The sequence below is a fragment of the Kandleria sp. genome (assembly GCF_017934775.1).
In the GTDB taxonomy this organism is placed as follows: Bacteria; Bacillota_I; Bacilli_A; order Erysipelotrichales; family Coprobacillaceae; genus Kandleria; species Kandleria vitulina.
This window is the reverse complement of record NZ_JAGBIX010000005.1, coordinates 107,622-132,367: the sequence shown is the minus strand read 5'-3', so window position 1 is coordinate 132,367 and position 24,746 is coordinate 107,622. Positions and strand designations below refer to the sequence as shown.

At 31.3% G+C, this 24,746-nt stretch carries 23 protein-coding genes; 1 reads left to right on the top strand and 22 read right to left on the bottom strand.

The window, feature by feature from the left end:
* Position 1 precedes the first annotated feature (1 nt).
* From J6L95_RS01310 to J6L95_RS01255, 12 genes are all read right to left on the bottom strand, one after another.
* Positions 2 to 847, bottom strand: a complete 846-nt coding sequence (locus tag J6L95_RS01310) for a LicD family protein (RefSeq protein WP_287457808.1) — start codon at positions 845 to 847, stop codon at positions 2 to 4.
* Entirely contained in the window at positions 844 to 2,199 is a 1,356-nt protein-coding gene (locus tag J6L95_RS01305; protein ID WP_287457806.1) for a Gfo/Idh/MocA family oxidoreductase, read from the bottom strand. The genes J6L95_RS01310 and J6L95_RS01305 overlap by 4 nt, the downstream gene beginning before the upstream one ends.
* Before the next feature lie 30 nt (positions 2,200 to 2,229).
* A complete protein-coding gene (locus J6L95_RS01300) occupies positions 2,230 to 3,303 on the bottom strand; it encodes a pyridoxal-phosphate-dependent aminotransferase family protein (protein WP_287457804.1) in 1,074 nt (357 codons plus the stop codon).
* Between the two features lie 102 nt (positions 3,304 to 3,405).
* Positions 3,406 to 4,236, bottom strand: a complete 831-nt coding sequence (locus J6L95_RS01295) for a LicD family protein (protein WP_287457803.1) — start codon at positions 4,234 to 4,236, stop codon at positions 3,406 to 3,408.
* Positions 4,237 to 4,247: 11 nt separating this feature from the next.
* The gene (locus J6L95_RS01290; protein WP_287457802.1) at positions 4,248 to 5,681 is read right to left on the bottom strand and encodes an oligosaccharide flippase family protein; all 1,434 of its coding nucleotides are present in this window, start codon (positions 5,679 to 5,681) and stop codon (positions 4,248 to 4,250) included.
* A 15-nt stretch (positions 5,682 to 5,696) separates the two neighbouring features.
* Positions 5,697 to 7,595, bottom strand: a complete 1,899-nt coding sequence (locus tag J6L95_RS01285) for a DUF6077 domain-containing protein (protein ID WP_287457801.1) — start codon at positions 7,593 to 7,595, stop codon at positions 5,697 to 5,699.
* Positions 7,596 to 7,616: 21 nt separating this feature from the next.
* Positions 7,617 to 8,609: a glycosyltransferase family 2 protein gene (locus tag J6L95_RS01280; protein WP_287457800.1), complete on the bottom strand. Its 993-nt coding sequence runs from the start codon at positions 8,607 to 8,609 to the stop codon at positions 7,617 to 7,619.
* A 15-nt stretch (positions 8,610 to 8,624) separates the two neighbouring features.
* A complete protein-coding gene (locus tag J6L95_RS01275; RefSeq protein ID WP_287457799.1) occupies positions 8,625 to 9,557 on the bottom strand; it encodes a glycosyltransferase in 933 nt (310 codons plus the stop codon).
* 11 nt (positions 9,558 to 9,568) lie between these two features.
* Positions 9,569 to 10,489, bottom strand: a complete 921-nt coding sequence (locus J6L95_RS01270; protein ID WP_287457798.1) for a glycosyltransferase family 2 protein — start codon at positions 10,487 to 10,489, stop codon at positions 9,569 to 9,571.
* 18 nt (positions 10,490 to 10,507) lie between these two features.
* Positions 10,508 to 10,846 (bottom strand): DUF2304 domain-containing protein, encoded by a 339-nt coding sequence (locus J6L95_RS01265; protein ID WP_287457797.1) that lies wholly within the window; start codon positions 10,844 to 10,846, stop codon positions 10,508 to 10,510.
* A gap of 14 nt (positions 10,847 to 10,860) precedes the next feature.
* Positions 10,861 to 11,532: a glycosyltransferase family 2 protein gene (locus J6L95_RS01260; protein WP_287457796.1), complete on the bottom strand. Its 672-nt coding sequence runs from the start codon at positions 11,530 to 11,532 to the stop codon at positions 10,861 to 10,863.
* 48 nt (positions 11,533 to 11,580) lie between these two features.
* The gene (locus J6L95_RS01255; protein ID WP_287457795.1) at positions 11,581 to 13,569 is read right to left on the bottom strand and encodes a DUF6077 domain-containing protein; all 1,989 of its coding nucleotides are present in this window, start codon (positions 13,567 to 13,569) and stop codon (positions 11,581 to 11,583) included.
* A gap of 320 nt (positions 13,570 to 13,889) precedes the next feature.
* Here J6L95_RS01255 and J6L95_RS01250 point away from each other — a divergent pair, with 320 nt between their 5' ends.
* Positions 13,890 to 14,027 (top strand): hypothetical protein, encoded by a 138-nt coding sequence (locus J6L95_RS01250; RefSeq protein WP_287457794.1) that lies wholly within the window; start codon positions 13,890 to 13,892, stop codon positions 14,025 to 14,027.
* Between the two features lie 4 nt (positions 14,028 to 14,031).
* On the opposite strand, the gene J6L95_RS01245 is transcribed toward J6L95_RS01250, so the two are convergent.
* Genes J6L95_RS01245 through J6L95_RS01200 form a run of 10 tightly spaced genes read right to left on the bottom strand, consistent with a single transcriptional unit; the run spans position 14,032 to position 24,745 of the window.
* Positions 14,032 to 15,378: an Ig-like domain-containing protein gene (locus J6L95_RS01245; RefSeq protein WP_287457793.1), complete on the bottom strand. Its 1,347-nt coding sequence runs from the start codon at positions 15,376 to 15,378 to the stop codon at positions 14,032 to 14,034.
* Between the two features lie 30 nt (positions 15,379 to 15,408).
* Positions 15,409 to 16,452, bottom strand: coding sequence for an asparagine synthase-related protein (locus J6L95_RS01240; protein WP_287457792.1), 1,044 nt, complete (start codon positions 16,450 to 16,452; stop codon positions 15,409 to 15,411).
* Positions 16,452 to 16,886: an FAD synthase family protein gene (locus J6L95_RS01235; protein WP_029070977.1), complete on the bottom strand. Its 435-nt coding sequence runs from the start codon at positions 16,884 to 16,886 to the stop codon at positions 16,452 to 16,454. Before J6L95_RS01235 ends, J6L95_RS01240 begins: the two co-directional genes overlap by 1 nt.
* Before the next feature lie 2 nt (positions 16,887 to 16,888).
* Complete coding sequence (locus tag J6L95_RS01230) at positions 16,889 to 17,842, bottom strand: LicD family protein (RefSeq protein ID WP_051551162.1); 954 nt, start codon at positions 17,840 to 17,842, stop codon at positions 16,889 to 16,891.
* Positions 17,843 to 17,851: 9 nt separating this feature from the next.
* On the bottom strand, positions 17,852 to 19,297 hold the full coding sequence (locus J6L95_RS01225) for a flippase (RefSeq protein WP_287457791.1): 1,446 nt from the start codon (positions 19,295 to 19,297) through the stop codon (positions 17,852 to 17,854).
* Positions 19,298 to 19,305: 8 nt separating this feature from the next.
* A complete protein-coding gene (locus tag J6L95_RS01220) occupies positions 19,306 to 20,073 on the bottom strand; it encodes a transporter substrate-binding domain-containing protein (protein WP_029072508.1) in 768 nt (255 codons plus the stop codon).
* Positions 20,074 to 20,083: 10 nt separating this feature from the next.
* Positions 20,084 to 21,784 (bottom strand): hypothetical protein, encoded by a 1,701-nt coding sequence (locus tag J6L95_RS01215; RefSeq protein WP_287457789.1) that lies wholly within the window; start codon positions 21,782 to 21,784, stop codon positions 20,084 to 20,086.
* On the bottom strand, positions 21,781 to 22,857 hold the full coding sequence (locus J6L95_RS01210; protein WP_029070981.1) for a glycosyltransferase: 1,077 nt from the start codon (positions 22,855 to 22,857) through the stop codon (positions 21,781 to 21,783). Before J6L95_RS01210 ends, J6L95_RS01215 begins: the two co-directional genes overlap by 4 nt.
* Before the next feature lie 11 nt (positions 22,858 to 22,868).
* Positions 22,869 to 23,939: a glycosyltransferase gene (locus tag J6L95_RS01205; protein ID WP_029072506.1), complete on the bottom strand. Its 1,071-nt coding sequence runs from the start codon at positions 23,937 to 23,939 to the stop codon at positions 22,869 to 22,871.
* Positions 23,939 to 24,745, bottom strand: a complete 807-nt coding sequence (locus J6L95_RS01200; RefSeq protein ID WP_029070983.1) for a LicD family protein — start codon at positions 24,743 to 24,745, stop codon at positions 23,939 to 23,941. Before J6L95_RS01200 ends, J6L95_RS01205 begins: the two co-directional genes overlap by 1 nt.
* Position 24,746: the final 1 nt, after the last annotated feature.

Below are 24,746 nucleotides of genomic sequence, written 5' to 3'. Positions count from 1 at the left end.
ATTAATCCACCCTTTCACCATTAAATTCATCTTCACCAAAATCTAATTTTGCAAATTTATACGGTTCTCTATTTTCTTGAGAAATAGGTGTCATATAATCACCATAAAGAAGCGTTAAATATTTGTCATATTGAGAAAAGACTTTAAATTTTTTTCCTTCAAATTCAACATCAATATAATCATCAAAACAATCTCTTGGCATACCATACTTACACTTTTTATTTGGATATGGAAAAGTAATATGACGAGATATTTTCGTATTTTTATCATTATATGCTTTTGCTAGAGAATCGATTCTTCTAAACCAAAAATCCCGAGAAAATCTACTCAAAAACGAATAAAATAATTTTGAGAAAATATTTAGTTTTTGCTTAACTGCCACTGTAGAATACTGACCTTTTCTAATTAGGAAACATTTAAATGTATAAAGCAATCTCATAAAATAATTGTCTGGAACATTATCATATACAAAGATATCCAAAAAAATACCATTATTCCACTTTTCCATTTCTTGTCCTTCAGCAAGTAAAATCGTACCATTTCTTCTTAATTTTGAATATCCCCATCTATAATTCTCATCAGTACGATAGTCTTGTAAGAAAAATTTATCTTTATCTAGATCCTTCTTGCAAGCTTCAAAAAACTTTTCATATTCTTTTCTAGTAATAGCAATATCAGCATCATCATCCCATGGAATAAATCCTTTATGTCTAATTGCACCTAATAAAGTACCACCATCAAGAGAATATTCAATATTATTTTTTCTACAGATTCTATCAATTTCTGTCAATAACTCAAGTTCTACACCCTGCAATTTTTTTAATTGCTTATCATTTAAAATAATCATTCAGCTTTTCTCCATTTTTTTAACGCAATTGTATTCTCATTAGAATAATAGTTGTCCACTAAAGATACTATCATTTCACTACACTCACGATCAATTTTACTATAATTCTTACCCGTTATAATAGCTCTAATAAAACAAACTAACTCATTCCTTATTCCTTCACCATCTAATTGATAAAAGTATCTCATATTTTTTCTTGAATCTTCATATCTAATTTCAAAATAATCTGTCTTCCACCATGGAGCAGGAATGTATACGTATCCTAAGGTTCCAGTTATTACCATATCACCTTCAGATTTCACCATTTTTCCAACTTTTGTTGAAGCAACTGCATCATTATAAATAAATGAAATTCTTGAAAAACCATCCCAATTCTTTTTTAAATTAAAAGAGACAATGGAATGATTAACATATTCATTACCTAGAATTTGGAAAATTGGTAATAAACCAGTAGGCGCCCAAGCACACATTGAATTAGTCATTTCATTAGATACACTTCCATACTCATTCAGATCTTCAAGACTCGTACAAGTTGTATCTACAGAAATGATATCACCGATTTTTCCACTTTTTAATAATAATAGTAATCTATTATATGCAGTAGAATAAGCCGTTTTAATACCGTCAAATAAAACTAATTTGTGCTGTTCAGCATAATCAAGTAATTCTTTTACTTCATTCAAATTTATTGTTAACGGTGATTCACATAGCACATGCTTTCCTGCATATAAAGCCTTTTTAATATCTTCATAATGTCGTTCAGGAGCAGATACTATATAAACAGCATCACACTTATTTAATAATTCATCATACGAATCAATAATATCACATTTTTCATATTTAAATTTTTTCTTCACACTTTCTTTACACGTGCAAATCCCAACCATTTGAATTCCATTAACAAATGAACTTTCCTTATAATATTTATAAACAAGACTACTATCACCTAGTATTCCTAATCTAACACTACGTTTTTCACTTCGTATTTCTGAACTTGAAACTCCTTTTGTTCGATCTAAATAAACTACTTTGCAATATTCTTCTAAATAATCAAAATGTCCTTTCCAGTCTGAACCAACAGTAAAAATATCAACATCATTTTTTAAGATATCATCAATTTTTTGACCTTCATACTCTTCAACAATAATTTGATCTGCCAATCCAGTTTCTTGAACAGCCTTTATTCTCTCATTCAACGATTGTTGAACATTAATTTTGCCTCTGGTTCTATCAAAATCATCCGAAGTAATCCCAACAATCAGATAATCACCTAAAGCTTTTGCTCGTTCAAGAAGTTTAATATGTCCATAATGCAACAAGTCAAACGTGCCATAAGTAATAACTTTTTTCATATAGAAAACACCTCCACGTGTTTGATATTATTAAAGAAGGCCTTTTTTCTGTAAATCTTTAAATGCATCAATTAATTTAGTATTGTCATCGTGTGTTAAATGACCAATATGACCAACTCTAAAAATAGTGTCTTTCATTTCACCACCATTTGGACAAATCCAAATACCATATTCATCTTTAAGTTTCATAAATATTTCATAGGCATTTGCATTAGTTGGATGTAAAGGTGTAACACCATTAGCTGGTGATTCAGAAACAAATTCAAAAGGTAAATCCTTGATTCTATCTCTGAAATCTTTTGCTTGTGCAGCAACTCTTTCAACTTCTTTATCTGCTCCACCTAATTTTTCAATTTCTTTTAATCTAACATTTATTTGTAATAAAATACCTACAGCTGGTGTAAAAGGAGTTTGTCCTCTTTCACCATTCTTTAATGCATCTTTTAAATTGAAATACATTGATTTAACTTCATAATTGTTAACTCTTTCAATTGCTCTAGGAGCCAATACAATAATTGAAATACCAGGAGGACATGCCAATACTTTCTGTGAACCTGTTATCATCACATCAGCTCCACAATGTTCCATATCAAATGGATCTGCTAAAAATGAAGAGATACAATCACAAACAAAGAACATATTATTCTTCTTACAGAATTCACCAATCATCATTGTATCGTAAAGAACACCAGTTGAAGTTTCATCAACGTTTACTAACAATCCTGTATACCCTTTGTTATCATATTCATACAATTTTTCTTTAGTTAACTTTTGTCCATGATTTAATTTAATAACAGTATGCTTAATACCATGTATTTCACACAATTGAGCAAATCTTGCTCCAAAGCTCCCACCATTTACTACTAACAAATGATCTTCACTTGTAAAACAGTTCATAACAACTGCTTCCATAGATCCTGTTCCTGATGCAGTCATAAAAACTGCTCTAGAATCTTTTGGTGCTTTAGCAAATTTAAACATCAATTTTTCATTTTCAAGCATAATTGAAGAAAACTCTGGCGTTCTAAAATATGGAACCTGTTCTGCTCCTTTTGCACATACTTCTTCACTTGCCATTACTGGCCCGACTGTAAAATTAATCATAATTGCCCCCTATATTTCTTCTCAAATAATCTTCAAAAATAAACAAATATTTATAAAATATTCAGATGCATAATATATCTATTAATACATCAGTACTACTATTTATTTTTCTCTCTTAACGATTTTGTATCCATGGTATGGCTTTCTTTGGTCTTCTGGTGGAAGCTTCATGTAATCACCATACTCCATCTTTAAGATATCGTCATAAAACTTTGGAATATAGAACATCTTCCCTTCGAAATCTTTCTCAATGTGATCTTCCAACCATTCTCTCTTATATTGTTTAAAGTTAAATGTCCAAGAAGGAATACCTACATATCTATCACTATCACTAAAAGATTTTAAAATAAGATCATCAATTTCTTTATTAACTCTATATTGATAATTTTTACCTTTAACAATTCTCTGTATAATATGTAGAGGAAACATAATCAATGTTTTTAACTTTGATGTAGGACTAATACCGGTCAAATAAATGCCATATATAGCATTTTTCATTTTTATCTTATTGAATACTTTTTTTGCTGAATCATCATTCCCATAATTATCAATTGGATAAATGTCCACAAAAGTCCCAATATCCATTTGTGGTTTTTTTCTTAATAAATTAATATATTTATAATCCATATTAACAAATCTAGGAAGATAATATTCATAATTTTCAGTATTTTCCCGAGTACAAAGTTTAAATGGTTTTAGTTCTTCTTTATGATCATAATAATACTTTTTAAACTTAAGATAATCTTTTCGAGGCATCATTACATCAACATCATCATCCCAAGGAATAAAACCGTTATGTCTGATCGCTCCAAGTAATGTACCGTAAGCTAAAAAATATTTTATGTTTTCCTTTCTACAAATTTCATCAATTTTTGACAATACCTTAAGATTTTGTTGTTGAATCTCTTTCAAATTTAATTCTTTTGTTTCCATTGTATCTCCTTTTACTTACGCTTCAAAAAAGCGAGTCCAAATCCATATTTCTTCTCTTCAAATACAATAAAAAGTAAAGATAACAAGATTGCAATCCCCCATCTAACCATTATGTACTTTACAAAGTATAAGCTTACACCTACCATGAAAACAATTGCTACAATTGTTAATAAAATCAATTTAGTAGAAAATAAACAACGACCTTGAATTCTCCATGCAAATGTATAATGAAATGAAAAATACAAGAAATAAGTAAACATTGTAGTATACGCTGCTGCAACATAACCATATATACTAATAAAAATATAGTTTAATAGAATATTAATAATAGCAGCAGAACATGTACCAATTGCAATATACTTTGTTTTTTCATAATAATATTCTACAACTGATGGAATTAAATACAAGAACGAAAAATATCCACCAGCAATAATAGGGATTGCACAATAAATTGAATCATAATATTTTGCTGATCCAAGAATGAGAATAACTTCTGGACATACAAGCATCATTATGCACGAGAAAACAAACATTGCTGTTATATAAATTGAACTAATACTTTTTATACCACCATAATTTTTCTTGTGCATTTGCTCATAAAACCACTGCGACCATACTGTATCTAAAGAAGAATAAGTAACCTGAATAATTGTAAAAATATTATATGCAAAACTATAAATACCTGCAGTCATCGAACTAATCATTCTATGAATCATAATTCGATCAAACTGCGATAATATTACCTGACTGATTCCATGTGGTACAATTGGAAGACTATATTTCAAGCCCCATGATAAATATTCTTTAATATTGGCTGGTTTTGCTCTTCTAAAGAAATAAACAATAATATAAACAGATACGATAAATATTGAGAGGCTGGTACCAATCATTCGACCAAAGTACCCTCTAGTAATAAAAACAAATTTAATGAGTAATAATGACATTAAAATATTACTAACAGCATTAAATAAAGATACTTTCACAAAGCTTTGATACTGATAATTCAAACTTGCATTCGTGTTAAAGCAGCAAATTACCGCTGATCCTAATGAATAAACTAATAATAGATTTATACTAAGAATATCTAGTCCTAATAATGATTGTGCCAAAGAACTAAAAATATTTATAAATACAAACAAGAATAATGTAATCAAAAGAATCATTACCATCGATGAAGAAACATATGTTTCATAATTATACTTATTCTTTGACTCTGATTTATATTTATACTTAAATCTTGCGTTTCTATAACTTGAATGAATAGCCAATCCAATTAAAATAAATAAAACACTTTGATATGCCACAAAAGTATTATAAATACCATAATCGGATGTAGAGAGCATTCTGGCAAAAATCGGAATTGTTAAGAAATTTAATCCATTTATTAAATAATTACTTATTGTATACCCAATTCCAGCTTTAACAACCTTTTTATTTGTTTTCATATTAGTACCTTTTCATTAATACTTAATTTTATATAAGTATCCACTTTTTCGTGTATGAATTAATTTATATTTATTAGTTTTAATTGGTCCCTTTGTATTTTCATACTCTGGACTATTTAATTCTCTTTCAGAAAGATAAATATATTTAACTTTAAGAAACTTTAACATAGAAATGACTTTATTAGAATTAATATTATTCTTTTCATAAATCTCTTTATATAACCACTTGAATGATTTGTTTTTATACACAACTCGAGAATTTTTTGAAAAATTACGTGCTCTGACAACATCAATATTAGCATTATATTGTCTAATACAATAAGATAATCTTTCAGGGAAAATAGCTATAGTAGGTTCTCCTTTAGTATCTTTTGATATTTTATCAGCTGCCGCCAATGCATTAACATTAATCTTATACGCATTTGTATGTTCATAAAAAACACCAGATCTAGGAGAATAAAAATATGTTCCTGAAGACATAATTATTGCAGAAGACAATAATAATGAAACAGTCTCTTTCTTAACAACATACTCATGTAAAAGATTTGATACAACATAAGAAATGATCAAATAAGTTGGTAATATCCAATACAATCGCCAATATAAATCTACTCCAGTAATATTTTGTGCAACAAACTTATTCAATAATGGATTAAGGAATGTTGCAAACAATGTTACAGGAACACCAATAAAGAAGCATTTTTTCAAAATATCAGTTTCTTTCATGAAAATATGAACAAAGCAAAGAATTAAAACAATAAGATATGGTCCTGATCCAATTCCCTTATAAAAAATTGAAAGCCATGACTTAGGTAAAGTTGTCACATAATCTGAACCAGTTGAAGAAGTTGTAACCTGGAAGTATAACACAAATGATATTAAAACTATTGGAAGCATGGTACAAATTACTTTAACTAGAATATCAACAATTGTTTTCCAATTTTTCTTTACAGCCTGTAATACTAAATATGGCAATCCTGTAACTAAGTAAGTAATAGACATCAAATAAAGTCCAACTGCAGAAAAATTAATGCCTGCGATTACAATTATTAAATTCCAAATTGCTTGTTTCCATTTCGAATCTTCAGAATACATACTTAACACGCCACTCATTAACATTGGGATTGAGAAGTTGGCCAGCATAGACTTTCCTTGCCAAACAAGCATAATCATAAATGTACCTTGACTATCAGTATTTACTGCATCAAATAATGCTAATAATGCATATATTAGTATAAATAATGGAGCCTTATCGTATCCCACTAACTGTATACCAAAGTTCCATATTGCCATAAAGCATAAAACAATTAAAACAAATGGTAGAATAGAGTGTGCAACTATTGCAGGATGAATATTTGATAACTTAGCCAAATATGCTACAAACAATTCCCAAGTAGCAATCTGAGGTCTCATTGCAGCTCCTTTTAACGACAATGAACCATCATAAACTAAATGTTCGTCATATGTTACCTTATCATTTTGACACGCAATTGTAGAAATTGTTACAAAATACCCATCATCAGCATTAGTATGATCTAAATAACTACTTGAAATAGCTGAAAATAAAACCAATATAATTGCAACAGCCATAGTTACTTTTGTCTTATACTTTTTTAAATTAAATTCATACTCATTAATAAAGAATCCATATTTAAACTGTCTAAATGCAAAAACAATAACTGACAATATTAAAAATATAGAATAAATCCACATCAATTTTGAGAAAGCAAAATTGTTATACACAAACGGTAATGAAATCAACTCAAAAAAAGCAATTAAAAAAGTAAAACCAAAAGTGATGGCTTTTGTAAATGACTTTTTCTTAACTGAGAATAAAGCTAAAACATTATCTCCCTCAAAAAAACTAATTAAAAAAACAAATATAATTATAAAAACATATCTTAAACTATTCATTATTATTTCCCTACTTCTCCATTAAATTTTTTTTGACAATGCACATGCTTTTACAAAATCTACGAAAATAGGATGATTCACATTTCTGTTAAGCTTTTGTTCACCATTTATTGTACTTTTAAATACTACCATAATATTTTTTGTAAAAGATCCCCCAAAAAAATCAGATCTATTTTCCCAAAACTTAATTTTATCATTAATTATTCTTAAATATTCTTTGTTATTCTTCAATAAAACATATTTTTTTAATTCATATAAAGTAGGTAGACGTAATTCCGCATATCTATTTTCCCTATTTTTATTGCGGTTAGAAGAAAAAAGCTTTTTAACTTGTTTAAAAGAATATCGCTTATTAATACCAATTGTATTTGAAGAATGCTGTCTATAATAAATTAATGGTTTTTCATAACAATATAATCCATTATTTGCAGCAGCAATTAATGCAAGCCAATAATCATGTGGACAATCATTAAATCTACTTGCTTTTTCTAGCTCGCTCTTTAATTCTTTTTTTATAGCCATTGTAGCTCCAGTTACATAATTGTCGTTTAAAAGTGAATTGAATTTTGTTTGATTACTCTTTAAAAATTCATTTTTAAATGAAGCTCCTTTTAATAAGCTATCTTCACCTACTAAATCTTGATTTACAACATCTGCTTCAGTAAAAACAAGTAAAGCATCTTTATTATTTTTAAAAACATCTAAGACTTTTTCTACTTTATCTTTTTTCCATACATCATCCTGATCTGAAAAGAAAATAATGTCACCTGTACATAAATCTAAAGCCTGATAAAAATTTTTGATAAATCCAAGATTATTCTCATTAGATTTTATTTTAAAAGAAACATTACTTTCTTTTAAGATCTCTTTACAAATATTTAATGTTTCATCTTTTGAACAATCATCACAAATTATTATTTCATCAATATTATGGGTTTGATTTAAAATACTCTCAAGTTGTTCTTTAACATATTTTTCCCCATAATAAGTACACATAGCAACTGAAATTTTCATACCCTGATCACCTTCCTATATTCTTGAAAGACGTCTTGCAACAAAACGTAAAAACTTAAATATAAAATTAGGGACAAGCGATAAAACAATCTCAAACTTAACTACATCAGGAGCAAGATATCTATAACGCAATAATCCAATTGTTGAATGATTCATTCTTTTTTCAACAAAATCCATCATTTCATCTTTATCTTTATGATTAGGATATTTTTTAAAGAAATCTTCATACATTTTTTTCTGTGCAAGTACTCTTTTTTCATAATACTGCTTCTTAGATTTCACATCATTCATGACACCACTAACATTATGATCATGACGTCTATACATTACTAATGGTTCATTTATAAATGAGACTTTACCTTCAGTAGAAGCACACGCTAAAAGCCATTGATCGTGTCCAGAAAATTCACTAATTGGGCATGTACTTCTAGCAAAGTCTCCATCAGCAACAAGACACATTCCAACTGCAAAACAGATAACCAAATCATATTTACATATATCATCACCTGTCATCCAGTTCTCATAATTCTTGTTTACCGTCTCTCTCACACTTTGAATCTTTACTTCATCATTTTCATTAATAATAGAACGATCAGTAGCTACAGCTAAAGATTTATCTTTTTTTAATGTTCCAACACATTTCTCAATTTTATCTTTTTTCCAAATGTCATCCTGATCACAAAATGCAACATACTTACCCTTAGATTCATTTATCAACTTCTCAAATGCCTTAATAAATCCACGATTCTCGCCATCGGTTTCGAGAAAAACAATAGGATAATGAATATGCTCTTTAAATAATTCTTTATCTATTCTTTCCGATGGGCAATCATTATAAACATATAGCGTAATATTTTTATATGTTTGCTCATCAATAGATTTCAACTGTTTGATAAGATATACTTTATCAGGTTTATATATTGACATCAACACATCAACTGTATCCATATATTCATCTCCTAAAACATTGATACTCTTACTAAACGATAAGTTTTTTCTAAGTAATATTTTGATTTAAATAATAATTTGATACATGAAATCATTAATTTTAAATATCTCTTCTTTTGAAGATTAGAAAGAGCATCATTAAACAAGACATTTGCATCTCTATAATGCTTTTCAGACTTTTCAGACCACTTAGAGTTAACGTAAGAAGTTGCTTCATCTATATTTGAAACTTTCTTATTTTTATAATCTTTAGTAATAAACTTTAAATACAAAAACTGTTTCAATAAATTTGATCTAGAAATACTATTTGAAGTCATCCTATATTTCAATACAACACCATTATAATTAGATAATTTAAATCCTTTTAATGCTGCACGTAAAGTAAAATCAGTGTCTTCACATAGAGGTATAGAACGATATCCCTTTAATGAAGTAAAAACTTCTTTTCTACAAAACCAAGATGGATGTGCAATTACTTGGTTATATTTTAATGCTTTTTTTATTTTAGCATCATCAGTAGGTACACTTTGAATGTCATAAATTTTTTCACCATGTTCGTCAATAACCATCAATATCCCACCAATCATATCAAACTGATTTTCTTCTATATAGGATAACTGATTCGCCAAACGATCTGAAACAGATACATCATCTGCATCCATACGTGCAATATATTCACCCTGTACATAGTTCAGTGCATTGTTTAATGACTTAGATAATCCTAAATTAACTTCATTAACATGAAATTTAATACGAGCATCTTTTTTTGAAAGATTCTCAAAATACTGAATGTGTTCCTTATTACCAGGATCATCTAACATAACAATTAATTCAAAATCACTGTATGTTTGATTAAGTATAGAATTGACAGCTTCATCCAACACAGAAATATTTTCACGATACGTTGGCATAATTACAGAAATTTTTGGCATATTAATCTCCATTACAAATTATAATTTTTTATCTTTTTTTAAAATTGCAATTTCTTGTATTAAATCCTTCTGTTTTTCTTCTAGTAAAGAAACTTTAGTAAATAAAATATATGAAAGTACAATTAGCATAAAAATAACAGCTGCAAATACAATATTTGAAATTGAGATAACTTTAAATAATCCACCAACCCAAAATGCTAACTGAGGGAACACACTAAGTAAAACAAGACCTAATGAAAGAACAATCCATCCCAACGCATAATCTGATCTTAGTTTATTTCTTCTTACACTTCTCACAATAACGAAGAAAAAGAATAATGATACAATAATCAATCCAATTCTTAAATTTATACTCATAATTGCCTTCCTCTCTAATTAAAGAAAATAATAGTCATTAAGACTTTCATCATATATTTAATAGAATTACCGATATTTGAATATGCACTCACGCCGCCTTGACGATCTCTCATTTCAACCTGTACTTCTTTTACTTTAGCTTTTCTTTTGATTTCAAAAGCAAGTGTATCAGGTTCTGGAGTTCTATTCATATTGAATCCATATTCTCTTAACATTTTTCTATTTAACATTCTCATACCACTTGTTGGATCTTTGATTGTCTTACCTGTAGTTAACTTAATCATAAATGAAATCAAGCGACTACCAATCATTCTAGCACTAAATTCTTTTGGCATATCGACGAATCTTGAACCAACAACAATGTCATATCCCTCTTCAATACCTTCAGCTAATTTAGCAATATACTCTGGAAGATGCTGTCCATCACCATCAAACTGTACAGCAGCATCATATCCTTTATAGTAAGCATATTTATATCCAGTCTGAACAGCTCCCTGTAAACCAAGGTTTACCGGTAAATCTAAATAATTATATCCTTCTCTTTCCAAAATCTCTTTTGTACTATCTTTTGAACAATCATTAATTACGACATAGTCGCAAAAAGGTGCTTTCTCTTTAAGCTCTTCAACAACTTGTTTAATACTTTCTTCCTCATTATATGCAGGAATAATTGCTATTACTTTCATAATTTCTCCTCTTTACACTTTAATAATATTTAGATAAATATCACTTCATTAAATCTTTTTTAACATAAAAAGATTATTCTTTTTATCACTAATAGATATTTCAAATCCGTTTTTCTTTAACTGATTTGCAGAATTACTTGAAGATACAATTAAGTATGACAATTCATATGTCTTTATAATTGACTTAACCTCTTCATAACTGATTTTACCTTCTGAAAAGCTCATCATTAAATCGTATTCTTCATTATCCATGATTCCTGCACCGTTAGGTACAAATGACTTGTAATTCTCTTTTGGATATACAAGCTCAATACGATTAGAAGCCATCAATAAACCTTCAAAACGTATTTGAGTTCCTTCATAGTCCGCATAATAAGGTGCGAATACGCGATAATTTCCATAAGGCAATTGATCGAAGTATTCTCCTACCTTCACAATCACATCTGGAAGCATCTTATCATTTTTAAAAGGAATACCTGCTCTATATCCCGCATAAGTAATACCGGTTGTACCAGCAGAATATCTAGTAATATCGTACATATGTCTTTTAATATAGAACACAGTTCCACATACAGTAACTAATGCTAAGCCACTTAGCACTACCTGTTTATATTTGATTTGTCTTAAGACACTTACAATCAATATACCAATAAAGATCATTGTCAATAATTCAATTGATGCGATATATCTTCCACCTACAAATGGGAAATTCACAGTCGCTAATGACATCAATGCATTTAATTTTCCGCTAAACGGTATACCGAACATAATAATTAATGCCAACATCAACCACTTAAACTTCTTATCTTTAAACAATGCCATAAACAACATATAAATAAATGGTGTCCAGACTAGTAAAGTCTCAGTCGCAATACGTTCCTTATAGAAGGTTCTATATTCTTTGTAAGCCCCTAAAGCATAACTATTAAATCTTTTCATATACTCAAAGGCAACTGTATTAAATACAAGTAAACCCAAAAATGATATTACAATAACGCCTACAAGCACATTCTTATTTTTTGAAGAATGTTCATAAATCAATTTAAGAACTTTGGCTAAAACTAATCCAATAAGAAGCATAATAAAATATGTCAGATAAGTTGTAGAGAATGACATAAACGTTATTGACAATAACGCAATAAACAAAACTTTCTTAAAATCAATCTTCTCTAATAGATCTTTTGAGAAGAATAAAATAACTGGCAATGCAATATGCTGTACAAAAGAACCACCATAAAAAATTGCAGTCTGAAAATGCCATTGGCTATACATATTAATGTTCATAAACAGCTTATCAGAATTCGCTGTATAGCCTCTAGGAATCATTAATACTGACAATGGCAATAAAGCATACTGTGCATACTTTTTATCCATGAATAACTCTACAAACATCTTAAACGCCATGAATGTAATAATATATCCAGCTACACCCATACCAATCTTAATAAAGAAAGGAACACTGATATGGAAAGTTGTAGCTAAGAAAGCATAAGTCAATTCAAATGTATTAATAATTCTAATCAGATCAAACTTACTATGGGTAAGTAAAGCTCCAGTATAATAGTTCTCATTCATCAGCTGGGGTGTTCCAACCAATTGAACAGCTTTACCGATATAGTAGCGATCATCATAATTCATCTTGTAATAAGCCATCGCATTACTCATATACATAACCATAAAGACACCCATCATTAAATAGATGACCCAGTTTTCTTTAAGATGACGCTGTAAATGAGAAACGATTCTCTTATTAAAAACATTCTCCTTAAGAAGATTTCTTTCCTTATATACTAAAAAAGCAAGTGTCAGTATAAACACAGCTAACATAGCTATGTAATATACGTTCCAGCTCACCTTCAATAAAGTGGCAGGAATCCCCACAACAAACGCTTCAAAGAAAAAGGCAAAAAATCCAGTAATAATATTATGATTTTCGTCATGATAATCATAATGAAAAACTTTTAAAACCTGTCTTCCAAGTAAATACCAGAATGGAAATATTACTAATAAGAAGATGATTATTAAAAACCAGTTCATTACGTATTCCTCCACATACTTATATACGTTGCTACTTTACCACAAATTACTTATTTTTAAAAGATGTAACCCCCTATTTTCCGTATTTGAATAAAAAATAAATATACTTTTCTTTATCTTTTATCATCTCTTAACCTTTTATTTAGATATTTTTAATCCACATCACTATCTAGAAGAATTACATTTTACCTTTGAGAAATTTTATGTGGTATATAGAATATTCAAATATCTTCTCAAAACATTATTCTTATTTCCTTATAAAAAATGTATGTTATCATTACCACAAAAGACACCCTCTAATAAATTAAAGGAGAATAACCATGACCACAATTAAATTTGATGACTATCTAGAAGAAGAATTAAAAGATGAAGAATTTAAAGCTGGTTACTTAATTGAAAAAAATATCTTAGAAAGTGCTATTGCACTTTCTAATGAAGAAAAAAAGGATGTCTCTTGACATCCTACATCGATAACTCATAAAATTGAATCTTTTCCCTAATATTAAATCTAAGATAAAGCTTATTATTATAGATATCAATTGATTCAGGTTCATATGGTAAGTTGATATCTTTTAAATAAAGATACTTTTCCTGTTTCATACTATTAATGGATATAATTCTTAACATTGGTGGTGTTCCATATAACCCACCACTTACAATATAAATCTTTCCATCTTTATAGCAGTTATCTTGAATATAAGGAAAATAAGGTAAATCTTTAACTGATAATAAGTCTTCTTTATTTAAGTCCACATCATCATTTTCTGTTGGTTCATCAAAAACAAAGAAACGAGTGACATGATGCTTGTCATTCAAGTTATAGACATACAGTTTTCCTAGATCCCTATTCACCACAAAATTGCCATAAGCAAGAGGATTACCTTCCTCTTTCCATAGCTTCTGATCAGTAAAGCCAATCTTAATTGTAGAAACAAGAGTGGATGTCAATCCATCTTCTGTTTCAGTTAATCGATAGACAAAGCATGTCCCTTCAGGGCTCATCTTACTATTATAAGCATTCACATAAAGAAGAGGATAAGGATCATTTTCATCATACTTTCTACCAAAACATACACTATTACAATGAATTTCATGTTTTTCACTTTGATCTAAAACAAAATGCTTAGTCACTTCATTTTGATTAAAGTCATACACAATCACATCTGCCTTAGATGAAACAAAAAAGTATGCTGAACCCCATATGGCACCACCTTGAGCGTATCCTTTTCCATGTGGAAGTGGTGTACTGATACTTCTTACCTTAACTGTATTAGGATGAATATATGATCCCTGTTCACTTGGATCATTATCCACCTTCACCTTACAAGTTAAAGTATACTTATCTGCCTTAGCAGTAATAATTGTATCACCCTGTCTTATTCCTCTTAGCTCACCTTTTTGACTGATAGTCGCTATATCATTATTCGCACTTGTCCATTTTACCTTTTTCGCATAATTTACCATCAATAAATGCTTTTCATACCTATTGATGGTAATCTGCTTTTCTTTTAGAGAGGGAGCTTTAACAGTCACTTTACACTTTAAAGATTTTCTACCTATCTTCGCAGTAATAGTCACTTTCCCTTTCTTCTTTGTTTTAACATAGCCTTTTTTAGATACAGTCGCAATTTTCTTATTGGATGTTTTCCACTTCACTTTCTTGCGACTGTATTTAACACGTAAACGATATCCTACGTTAATACCTAAGGTAAGCTTATTTTTATTTAATTTTGCTTTTCTTGCATTACTTTCTTGCACAGAAGTTGCCAATAGACAAACTACAAGTACAAATCCTAATAATCTCTTCATAATTACCTTCTTAAAAGAAGAGTAGAAAAACTACTCTTCATCTAAAATATTCAAGAATGTCTCTAATGACCAAATTAACCATTTCTGGTTACCAGTCATTGCCTTCTGGCAATGAGGAATAAATTCTTTTCTTTTTGGTCCTTCCCAATTCTCAAACCATTCATTAACTGGTCGAGGCATAGGTGTCTTAGGAGGAACTACAAATCCTGGATAAAGACTTTCAAATACTTCTCTAATAAGATATTTGTTTTCTCCTTTACGTACACGTTCAAGATCTAAGTCTACTGCCATTTCTGTCATCGCATATGGCATATAACATTCTACTCCAGCCGCAGTTCCAGCGTTGATATATGATCCAATGCTTTCAGGGAAGAAGATATGAGATAAGAAGCCATGTACATCGACATAACCATCTTTTGTATATTGTTTAAATGGTTCTAATTCCCACTGTGGATTCATTAATGCATGATGTGGAAGAACATTTGAGAAACGATCAATGAATTCTCCCATTGTCCAATCTCTGCTTAAAAGCATACTTAATCCACCGTATAATGAATCAGCACTTTCTCCAAATAATAATGTATCAAAGCCATCAGCTTTTGCCTGCATAGCTGCTTTATAGATCTGTACTTCAATAGAATGAATAGGAGCACCTTTCTGCTTCATCAATAATGGTGCATATTTCTCCATATCTTCCCAGTAGATCTTTACAACCTTATGATTAAGTCCACACTCTTTTGCATACTTTTGTGCAGCTGGTACTTCATTAGTAACTTCTTTACCAGGCACAATACACTGGAATGTATAAGCTGTAGAACCTTTTGGCATAAACTTTGCAAGTACAGCTGAATCAATGCCCCCAGATAAAGCAAGAGCAACCTTGTGATTTTTGCATAGTTCTTCTACTTGATTTTTAAGAGTCTTATAAAGTTCATCACTATTATGAACCTGTACTCTGTTCTCTGGAATCTTTGTATAACGTGGAGGATACTTTAATGAAAAGCATTTTGTCTGATCAATGACTGTTCTATAAGTCAGAAAAGAGCTCATGCAATAATCTCTATCTTCAATCATTATTTAACATCCTCCAATGTATCTTTTCTAATATAGTTCAACGCTTTTCTGATCTGAGTTGAACTTGTACCCTTAGTATATGGGAAATAAACTATCTTGATGCCTGCTTCTTCAAATTCTTTTTCATAGGCTTTCCATTTATCAGTACCATACCAGTCATCACCTACAAATAGAATCTGGGCATTCAATTTTTTGCATGCTTCTAGCTTATCCATATTATACTGTGGAACAGCTGCATCCACATATTTAATTGAACGTACAATTTCAATACGATCTTCAAAAGGAATCATTGCCTTCTTGCCCTTATAGCTTACAAGTTCATCCACTGTAACACCAACGACAAGCTTGTCACACATTCCCTTAGCGTTCTTTAATAAATTCAAATGTCCGATATGAAATAAATCATAGACACCAGCAGTATAACCAATGACCATGCTTAACCCCTCCTTCTATCGACCTTTTTTATAAATCTATCATACCTATCTTCATGCACATATTCAAGGTAGGATTTCTCTGGATCGAAGAAAACACCACCATGAGCGCCTCCTCCTATCACAAATTCCTTCCAGTTGCCATAGAACTGATTTAAGAAGTCTTCATAGCCATTAGGAAGAGGAATCTCCAGCATTTCAAACTTATGATATGTGACATCACTAAACCATGCTTTCTTTAAGACAAGTTTTTCTCTGTATCTAAACATCACTTTACCAAATAATGGTGTATTGGTATTTTGATATTTGACACATTTCTTCTTAAAATCTTCATAGATAGGATTCTTGAAATCATAGACATGTCTTAATGTCGTAATAATATTCTTTACAAAACCTTTAAGACCAGTTCTTCTATACATATTTTCCCAGAAGTAAGTGTATTCTCTTGCATCAAGCAAGGTCTTAAAACAATCGCTCATATAATGAGCACGTTCTTCTTGTTCTTCAGGTAAATCATCAAGTGGGAAAATATCTAAGAAGATTCCCTGATTATAGAGTACATGTCGCTTATCTTCCATCTTTAACATTCCAGTTGTAGAAGAATTTCTTAGCTGCGCATGACCACGCATGCTGCCGCGATCCGTTTCTTCAGTCTGGAAGAAGTAAGGCGCTTTAAAAGCTGCTGGCGCAATCTCACATAGTTTTTCATAATCTTCTCTATACATGCATACATCGATATCATCATCCCAAGGAATCATCCCATTATGTCTGATAGCTCCAAGAATTGTACCGCCATCTGCGAACCATCTGATATCATGTTCTTTACATACACGCATAAATTCATTTAATAAATCTAATTCAACAGCCCAGATCTTCTTCATTTCTGCACTGACAAGATAGCCATCACGTTCTTCTTCTTCAAGAAAACCTTCAGGCAATTCCAATTTGATATTTAACATGAGTTCCTCCTAATGTCTTAATTTAGCAAGAAGCTGATTCTTTGCAAAATCTATGACAAAGTCATCTTTCAAGATAACTAACATAAGACAGTATACACTAAATCCTACACCAACCTGAACAATGAGTGCAATAAATCCAACGTTCATATATTGATTGATAAACAAGATCACCGCAAGCATAAGTGCTCCTGCTATAAGCTTGCGCCATAAATGTGAAAGAATAACACCCCAAGTCAGATAACGATTGCAGTGTCCAACATATAAAATAGTGATCGCACTCTCCGCAATAACAGTCGCAATCGCCGCACCTGCACTCATCAGATGAGGAATAAACAGACAGTTCAATACAAAGTTGATGACTGATCCAGCAATAATATAATTAGCAGACTGCTTTCTTTTCCCTGAAGGAGTATAATACTGTGCCCCTAGACAGTTAGATAAGCCAATAATAACGACAACTGGACTCATAATCTCTAATAGCACAATTGTACGATCATATCCTGGTCCAAAGAACCAAGGTACAAATGTTCTCGCAATCCCCATCATACCAAAGAGAATCCCTATTCCCATAAAGAGAACATAGTTCACAGACGTATGGATTCTTCTTTTGATTTCATCATATTTCTTCTGTTCAAAAAGATAAGAAATACGTGACTGCATAACCATATTCAAGGCTACAAAAGTCAATGTCTTCATCATATCAAGAATCTTATTAGCCTGTTCATAATAACCATTTTCAGCCTTATTATGAGTAATAAGCTGAATCAATGTTTTATCTAGAACATTATAGACTGAAGTCGCAATCGTTGGAATAAAGTATACCAGTGTTTCATGAAAATGATGCTTCAATTCAATCGTCTTAAAATCAATCTTACAGATAAACTTAGAAAGACCAGTCCACATTCCCACATTACCTGCAAAATTCTGGAAAGCCACAATAAATATATAAATAAACAAATCACTAGGCTTCTTCACAAATAAGAACATGGCAATAACACTTAATATTCTAAAGATTGAATTCCATACGATCGTGAATTCAAAATGTTCAATACCGGCATAAAACCATGAAATATCAAACATGACGGCCAACAAGTTAAAACTTAATACCGCATAATAAATCGCATCACTCTTATTAAAGAATGTGAAAATGCCCCAGAAAATAAGTGCTGCAGACGTTGTCAGCACTGTTAAGATCTCAATCTCCCAGAACAGCTGACTACGTCTTTCTTTATCATTTCTCACACGTGCAATTTCACGTGTCCCATAAGTTACAGTCCCTAAAGCTGCAAATAAAGTGAAATACATGGAATAAGAATTCGTATAACTGTAAATACCGATATTCTTAGCTCCCAGTACTCTTGAAATATAAGGGGCGGTCAATAATGGCATAATGATCTTTAATATCTGATACATCATGCTCAATATGAAATTCTTTTTTAAGCTAGGCTGTTTCATCGTCTTGATTACCTCTTATTCTTAGAAATATCTTCTTCAAAATACTTCTTAGAAATCTTACTCATAGTCCCATCACGATCCATCTTCGTAATAATGCGACTTACTTTATTGTTAAGAGAAGTCTGATCCAATCTCATCAAGAAAGAGAAATCATAGATAAGACTTGTCATTAATGCAATCTTCACATCACTTTGAGGATGTCTTCTCTTATAATCATTATATGTCATAAGGTCAGTAACACTGGCCACAACTTTCTTATTAGAAACAAGATTAAGTGCTTCTTCACTATTTTCAACAGGTGTCATAAGTCCCCCGTTGAAGTGATCTAGATATTCCCAATAAGTACCTTTCACACCACTTGTCTTCCTATTTCTAATATCCTGGAAAAGCTTGATATTGTTTTCCCCTTTGTTTGTGACAATGACCCCATAATCACATTTATACATTGTCGAATAAAGATATCTGACTTCCTTATCCGTCTCGCGATCAGGTTCCACCTGATTTGCGAGCATGTCTATTTTCTTGTTGTCTAAATCTTTTAACAACTGATCCGCTGTCTTTGTCACAAACTCCACCTTATAGCCAAGTCTTGACGCAATCTCTTTGGCGATATCCACGTCGTATCCGACGTACTTATTGCCATCACTGTAAGAGAAAGGACGATAGTCCTTCTCGATACCGATTCTTATAATCCCACTTGTCTTCTTTCCTGAATGACATCCGCAAAGCAATGCGCAGGCAAGGAAGGCAGTGAGTATTTTTTTGATTGTATTCATGTTTGCCCTCCTACAAGTAGATATTATGTTCAACAGGATCCAATACTTTTAAGTTACCTGTCTCATAATAGATATAAGTCATATACGTATCAGGAATCATTTTTGAAACATCAAGGGATGCTTCAAATCCACTATATTTATAGGACTGTGGATTCTGAATACGTTTCTGATAGTAATCATTGACATCATCACGCTTAGATAATGTCGTATCCATCTTATAATAAAGATTAGATTTCTTTGCACGAAGAACAACGGTCATCTTCGTCTTAGGAGTACTTCCATGACGATCAAGGACATACCATCCTTTACAGTAAAGCATGCCATCCTTGACATAATACTCTTCCATCCCAAAGCTATGTTTAAGATTGATTGTATATTCATCAGGATGAATAATCATCACATTGCGATTCATGCGATGATATTCAATTGTAGATACCACCATCATGATGACAACACATCCTAACACAATACAGCTGCCAATCTTTTGAGCACCCTTAAGCAAAGGTTTGCCTCTAAATGCTCTTAAAGATGACAACGTAAAGACAAGTACCAATGACGCATTGCTCATTAATCCAGAAGTAATGCACGACAACATGAGAATCATAAACATCACAAAGATCTCATGATGCTTTTCTCTCTTATAAAAAGCAATCAGACCAGCACTAATTAAAATAAGCATCAAAATAGAAATGATAATTCCTCTTTCTACAATAAGCTGCATATAGCCACTATCAATGAAGTTAGAACCAAACACTTCTGAAACATTATAATGAAGTGCATCATAGCCATATGTCTTCATATGATTACCAAAAAGATGAATACCATTATTGACAATATTTCCATAGACAAAAGACAATCTTCTAGAAAGAATATCATTCAATCTAAAGAAGATACCACCAAGTCTATAACATAATGTCACAAGCAATGTTCCTACTGGAACCAAGGCAAAAAGAAAGACAAAAGCTTTCTCACCCCATAATAGTATTGGTCTTACCCATTCCATAAATGGTGTCTTCTTTATTACAACTAAAACAAGAAGCAACTGTACCACCAAGAAGTATGTACGGGTATCCGTAATAAAATAAGTAGCTAAACTTGCCATCTCTATAATCATAAGATCTTTCCAAGAAAGATTCATCTTCTTGATATAGACATAATACAAAGAGGCAAATCCAACAATTGAAGATACTGTTGCAGAATAGCCAAAGCCAACCGCAAAACGTGTTACTCCACTATCCGCATCTCTAAAAGTAAGATAATTATCAATCAGTCCAAAAGAACTTAATAGTGGTATAAATAATCCAACACCTAAAAGAATACCAGCTGTAACACTCGCAACATGCTTTAAAGGATAGCGTGATAAGACTATAGCCAATAGAACCATCATCACAAACTGATAGCCACCAGTAACCTTATAGTTAATAAGACTCGCCATCACTAAAGCAATAAGCAGTACTGAAAAAATAATATCCTGTATGCTAAATTGTTTCTCTTTTCTTTCTTTATAGAAATCATAGAGAAGATAAAGAGTTTCAATAATAAAGAAGGCAAAACATGCCAAACGATTAATCTTTAATATCACGGGCATAAAGCCAAAACGATTAACCAAGGATGTTCCATTAATAAGCAATGTCAAATAATAAAAGCCATAGATTCCTAAAACAAGCTTCTCCTGTTCTAGGAATCTTTCTACCATATTCTTCTCTCTCATAGGCAGGCCTCGATGGCTTTTTTAGTAAAGTAGCCTTCTCTTAATTTTTGTGAAAGCATCTTTGTGCTATCAAGCATTGACTGATACTCTTCATCAGACAATGAAGATAAAGTATCATGAATATCTTTCACATCATCAACGACAATACCACAATGATGCTTCAACACAAAGTCAGCTAAAGCTGCCTGTTTCCATATCACTACCGGTATACCGCTAGATAGATAGAACGATGTTTTATGAGGATTATTGATCTTCAAATATTCCCCAAATACACCAGTACATGTCTTAGATGTCAAGCCATCCCACACAAGCCCAAAGCTTCCCTTAACAGCGTAAGGCAATGCTTCTGGTTCAAATGAACCATGATAGCGAATAAGATCTGTTTCATTGCCAGTGTAATTGATGCCATAAAGATTGAAAGACTGATTATCTGGAAGATCATAGACATATCCTGCTTTTTCTTTAATAAGATTAGCCGCAATAATGATAGGCTGATCTTTTCTTAAATGTTTTCTGACTTCATCATAATGGAAATCATCTACAAGATAATCAAAGATTTCTAGATCTACCATATGATCATCATCAATATCGATAAGCTCCTTAAGTGTCTCTCTCATATGACTATTATGAACAATCACCTTATGAGCAATCTTTAAGATATCTGTTTCTTCTCTTTGAATTCTAAAACGTTTCTTGCGATCCGCATTCTCTCTCTTCATTGCTCTAAAGAGTTCAATATCATGAATAAGAAGATTGATCTTAACACCTTTCTTTTGTGCTTTCTTAAAGACACCTGCTAAAAGTAAAGAGTGTTCGACAATCGGGAACTGGATAAAGAGATCATCTCCTTTATTTAATGAAGAAAGAGCATCTTCCCAGTTCTTCTTAATAATGAAATGACATTTCAATTTATTAAATACATTCAGATTCTTGCGATCTTCAACACTCGTAGTGACAAGCAGTCTCTTAATGCCAAAACGTTCACAAAATGCTTCAAAGTCATCTCTAGCTTTATAGCCAGCTGTTCTTGCAAGATCTTCTCCCTGTTTTGTTTCTTTTACATAATATTTCATACCTGATCTCCTTAAAGACATGCCTGAATTGCTTTTCTTGTATAATATCCATTTGTCAGTTTCTGACTCATTTCTTTGGTATGAAGAAGAATATCCTGATAATCTTCTTCACTCATTTGATCTACAACAGACTTGATATCATCCAATGAATCTACGACAATACCACAATGATGCGCCTTTACAAAATCTGCTAAAGCCGCATGGGACCAGATGACAACTGGAAGTCCAACTGATAAGTAGAACGATGTCTTATGGGGATTATTAATACGTAAATAATCACCATAAGTACCTGTACAAGTATCTTTGCTTTCACCATCCCATACAAGACCATAGCCACCTTCAATTGCATAAGGCAAATCATTTGGTGGGAATGAACCAAAGTATGAAATCATATCATTGGTTTTTCCTTCATATTCAATACCATAAAGATGGAAAGGATAATTTTCAGGTAAATCATAAGCATAGGCTGCTTTTCTTTTTCTTAAATTACCAGCAATAATGACAGCACCATCTTTACTGTATTTCTTCTGATTATCTTCTACATTAAAATCACTTAATAGATAATCAAAGATTTCAAGTACAACTAATTTATTTACATCTACAAGATCACTCATATAATCTTTCATCTTTTCATTATGAACAATGATATGATCTGCGTAATCTAAAATAGAATATTCTTCAAACTTTAATCTTTTTCTTTCTTTTAAAGATACATCTTCTCTCTTTGACCATCTCAGCATTTCTAAATCATGAACAAGAAGAACGATCTTTACCTGTCTTTTCTTTAATGACTTAAAGACTTTATATAAAAATAATGAATGATCTACGATTGGGAACTGTACAAATAATGTATCTCCATCATGAAGAGCACTTAATCTCTTTGCCCAGTTTGCCTTGATTTTATGATGTGCCATCAGCTTAGTGAAGGCATTCCCTTTTTCTCGATCTTCTATTACACTTTGAATTGGAAAAGGCTTAATGCCCATATCTTCAAAGATGCTTTCTACATCATCTCTAGCCTTAAAGCCAGCAGTACGTGAAAGGTCATCTCCATACTTGATTTCTTTAATATAATAATTCATTATTCATCCTCCAGTGTCACATGCATTTCATGTGTCTGTCTTTTCTCAATAGGTGGTAATTCCATGTAGTTACCATAGATTCCCGTAAGATATTCATCCCAACAGCTCATTGCCTTAAATGTATATCCTTCAAATAAGACATCATCACTCTTCAGGAATTTCTCTTTATCCATGGCTTCCCCTTTACCATATAATCCCCAAGTTACTACACCTGCTTTATTAGCTTTATCAAAAGGAACCTTGTATGCTTGTTCTAATATCTTCTTATTACATTTATCAATCCCATAGATTTTCGCAAAAGGAATCACAAAACGTTTTAACATTCTCTTTAATCTTGTCTTTCCTTCATTGGGATTAGCCCAGTTAAGCTTTAATAGTTTTCTATAGAAATTAGTCTTCTTATAGATCTTTTCAATCTCTTCTTCCTTATCAGGAAGGCCATCCACAGGTAAAATATCAACCCATAATGAAGAGGAAGCATCCTCTTGCATATACTTCTCTTTCACTTTAGTACGTGTATCAATGAGTTTCATAAATGGATATGAATCAGTACCATTTTCATAACAGACAAGTTTTAAATGTTTTGAGAATTCATCTTCAAGATGAATAAGCTTCATATAATCAGGACGAGGCATACAGACATCAATATCATCATCCCAAGGAATAAATCCCTTATGTCTAATTGCCCCAAGAAGACTTCCTCCCGCAAGATAAAGTCTTAATCCGTGTGCATCGCACACCTTCTGCAATTCTAAAAGAATATCTAATTCAGTCTTTTTTATTTCATCTAAGTTTAATTTTCTCATA

Excerpts from the sequence above, each read along its gene's own strand:
- J6L95_RS01310 (WP_287457808.1), bottom strand. The coding sequence starts at position 847 with ATGATTATTTTAAATGATAAGCAATTAAAAAAATTGCAGGGTGTAGAA.
- J6L95_RS01305 (WP_287457806.1), bottom strand. The coding sequence starts at position 2,199 with ATGAAAAAAGTTATTACTTATGGCACGTTTGACTTGTTGCATTATGGA.
- J6L95_RS01300 (WP_287457804.1), bottom strand. The coding sequence starts at position 3,303 with ATGATTAATTTTACAGTCGGGCCAGTAATGGCAAGTGAAGAAGTATGT.
- J6L95_RS01295 (WP_287457803.1), bottom strand. The coding sequence starts at position 4,236 with ATGGAAACAAAAGAATTAAATTTGAAAGAGATTCAACAACAAAATCTT.
- J6L95_RS01290 (WP_287457802.1), bottom strand. The coding sequence starts at position 5,681 with ATGAAAACAAATAAAAAGGTTGTTAAAGCTGGAATTGGGTATACAATA.
- J6L95_RS01285 (WP_287457801.1), bottom strand. The coding sequence starts at position 7,595 with ATGAATAGTTTAAGATATGTTTTTATAATTATATTTGTTTTTTTAATT.
- J6L95_RS01280 (WP_287457800.1), bottom strand. The coding sequence starts at position 8,609 with ATGAAAATTTCAGTTGCTATGTGTACTTATTATGGGGAAAAATATGTT.
- J6L95_RS01275 (WP_287457799.1), bottom strand. The coding sequence starts at position 9,557 with ATGGATACAGTTGATGTGTTGATGTCAATATATAAACCTGATAAAGTA.
- J6L95_RS01270 (WP_287457798.1), bottom strand. The coding sequence starts at position 10,489 with ATGCCAAAAATTTCTGTAATTATGCCAACGTATCGTGAAAATATTTCT.
- J6L95_RS01265 (WP_287457797.1), bottom strand. The coding sequence starts at position 10,846 with ATGAGTATAAATTTAAGAATTGGATTGATTATTGTATCATTATTCTTT.
- J6L95_RS01260 (WP_287457796.1), bottom strand. The coding sequence starts at position 11,532 with ATGAAAGTAATAGCAATTATTCCTGCATATAATGAGGAAGAAAGTATT.
- J6L95_RS01255 (WP_287457795.1), bottom strand. The coding sequence starts at position 13,569 with ATGAACTGGTTTTTAATAATCATCTTCTTATTAGTAATATTTCCATTC.
- J6L95_RS01250 (WP_287457794.1), top strand. The coding sequence starts at position 13,890 with ATGACCACAATTAAATTTGATGACTATCTAGAAGAAGAATTAAAAGAT.
- J6L95_RS01245 (WP_287457793.1), bottom strand. The coding sequence starts at position 15,378 with ATGAAGAGATTATTAGGATTTGTACTTGTAGTTTGTCTATTGGCAACT.
- J6L95_RS01240 (WP_287457792.1), bottom strand. The coding sequence starts at position 16,452 with ATGATTGAAGATAGAGATTATTGCATGAGCTCTTTTCTGACTTATAGA.
- J6L95_RS01235 (WP_029070977.1), bottom strand. The coding sequence starts at position 16,886 with ATGGTCATTGGTTATACTGCTGGTGTCTATGATTTATTTCATATCGGA.
- J6L95_RS01230 (WP_051551162.1), bottom strand. The coding sequence starts at position 17,842 with ATGTTAAATATCAAATTGGAATTGCCTGAAGGTTTTCTTGAAGAAGAA.
- J6L95_RS01225 (WP_287457791.1), bottom strand. The coding sequence starts at position 19,297 with ATGAAACAGCCTAGCTTAAAAAAGAATTTCATATTGAGCATGATGTAT.
- J6L95_RS01220 (WP_029072508.1), bottom strand. The coding sequence starts at position 20,073 with ATGAATACAATCAAAAAAATACTCACTGCCTTCCTTGCCTGCGCATTG.
- J6L95_RS01215 (WP_287457789.1), bottom strand. The coding sequence starts at position 21,784 with ATGAGAGAGAAGAATATGGTAGAAAGATTCCTAGAACAGGAGAAGCTT.
- J6L95_RS01210 (WP_029070981.1), bottom strand. The coding sequence starts at position 22,857 with ATGAAATATTATGTAAAAGAAACAAAACAGGGAGAAGATCTTGCAAGA.
- J6L95_RS01205 (WP_029072506.1), bottom strand. The coding sequence starts at position 23,939 with ATGAATTATTATATTAAAGAAATCAAGTATGGAGATGACCTTTCACGT.
- J6L95_RS01200 (WP_029070983.1), bottom strand. The coding sequence starts at position 24,745 with ATGAGAAAATTAAACTTAGATGAAATAAAAAAGACTGAATTAGATATT.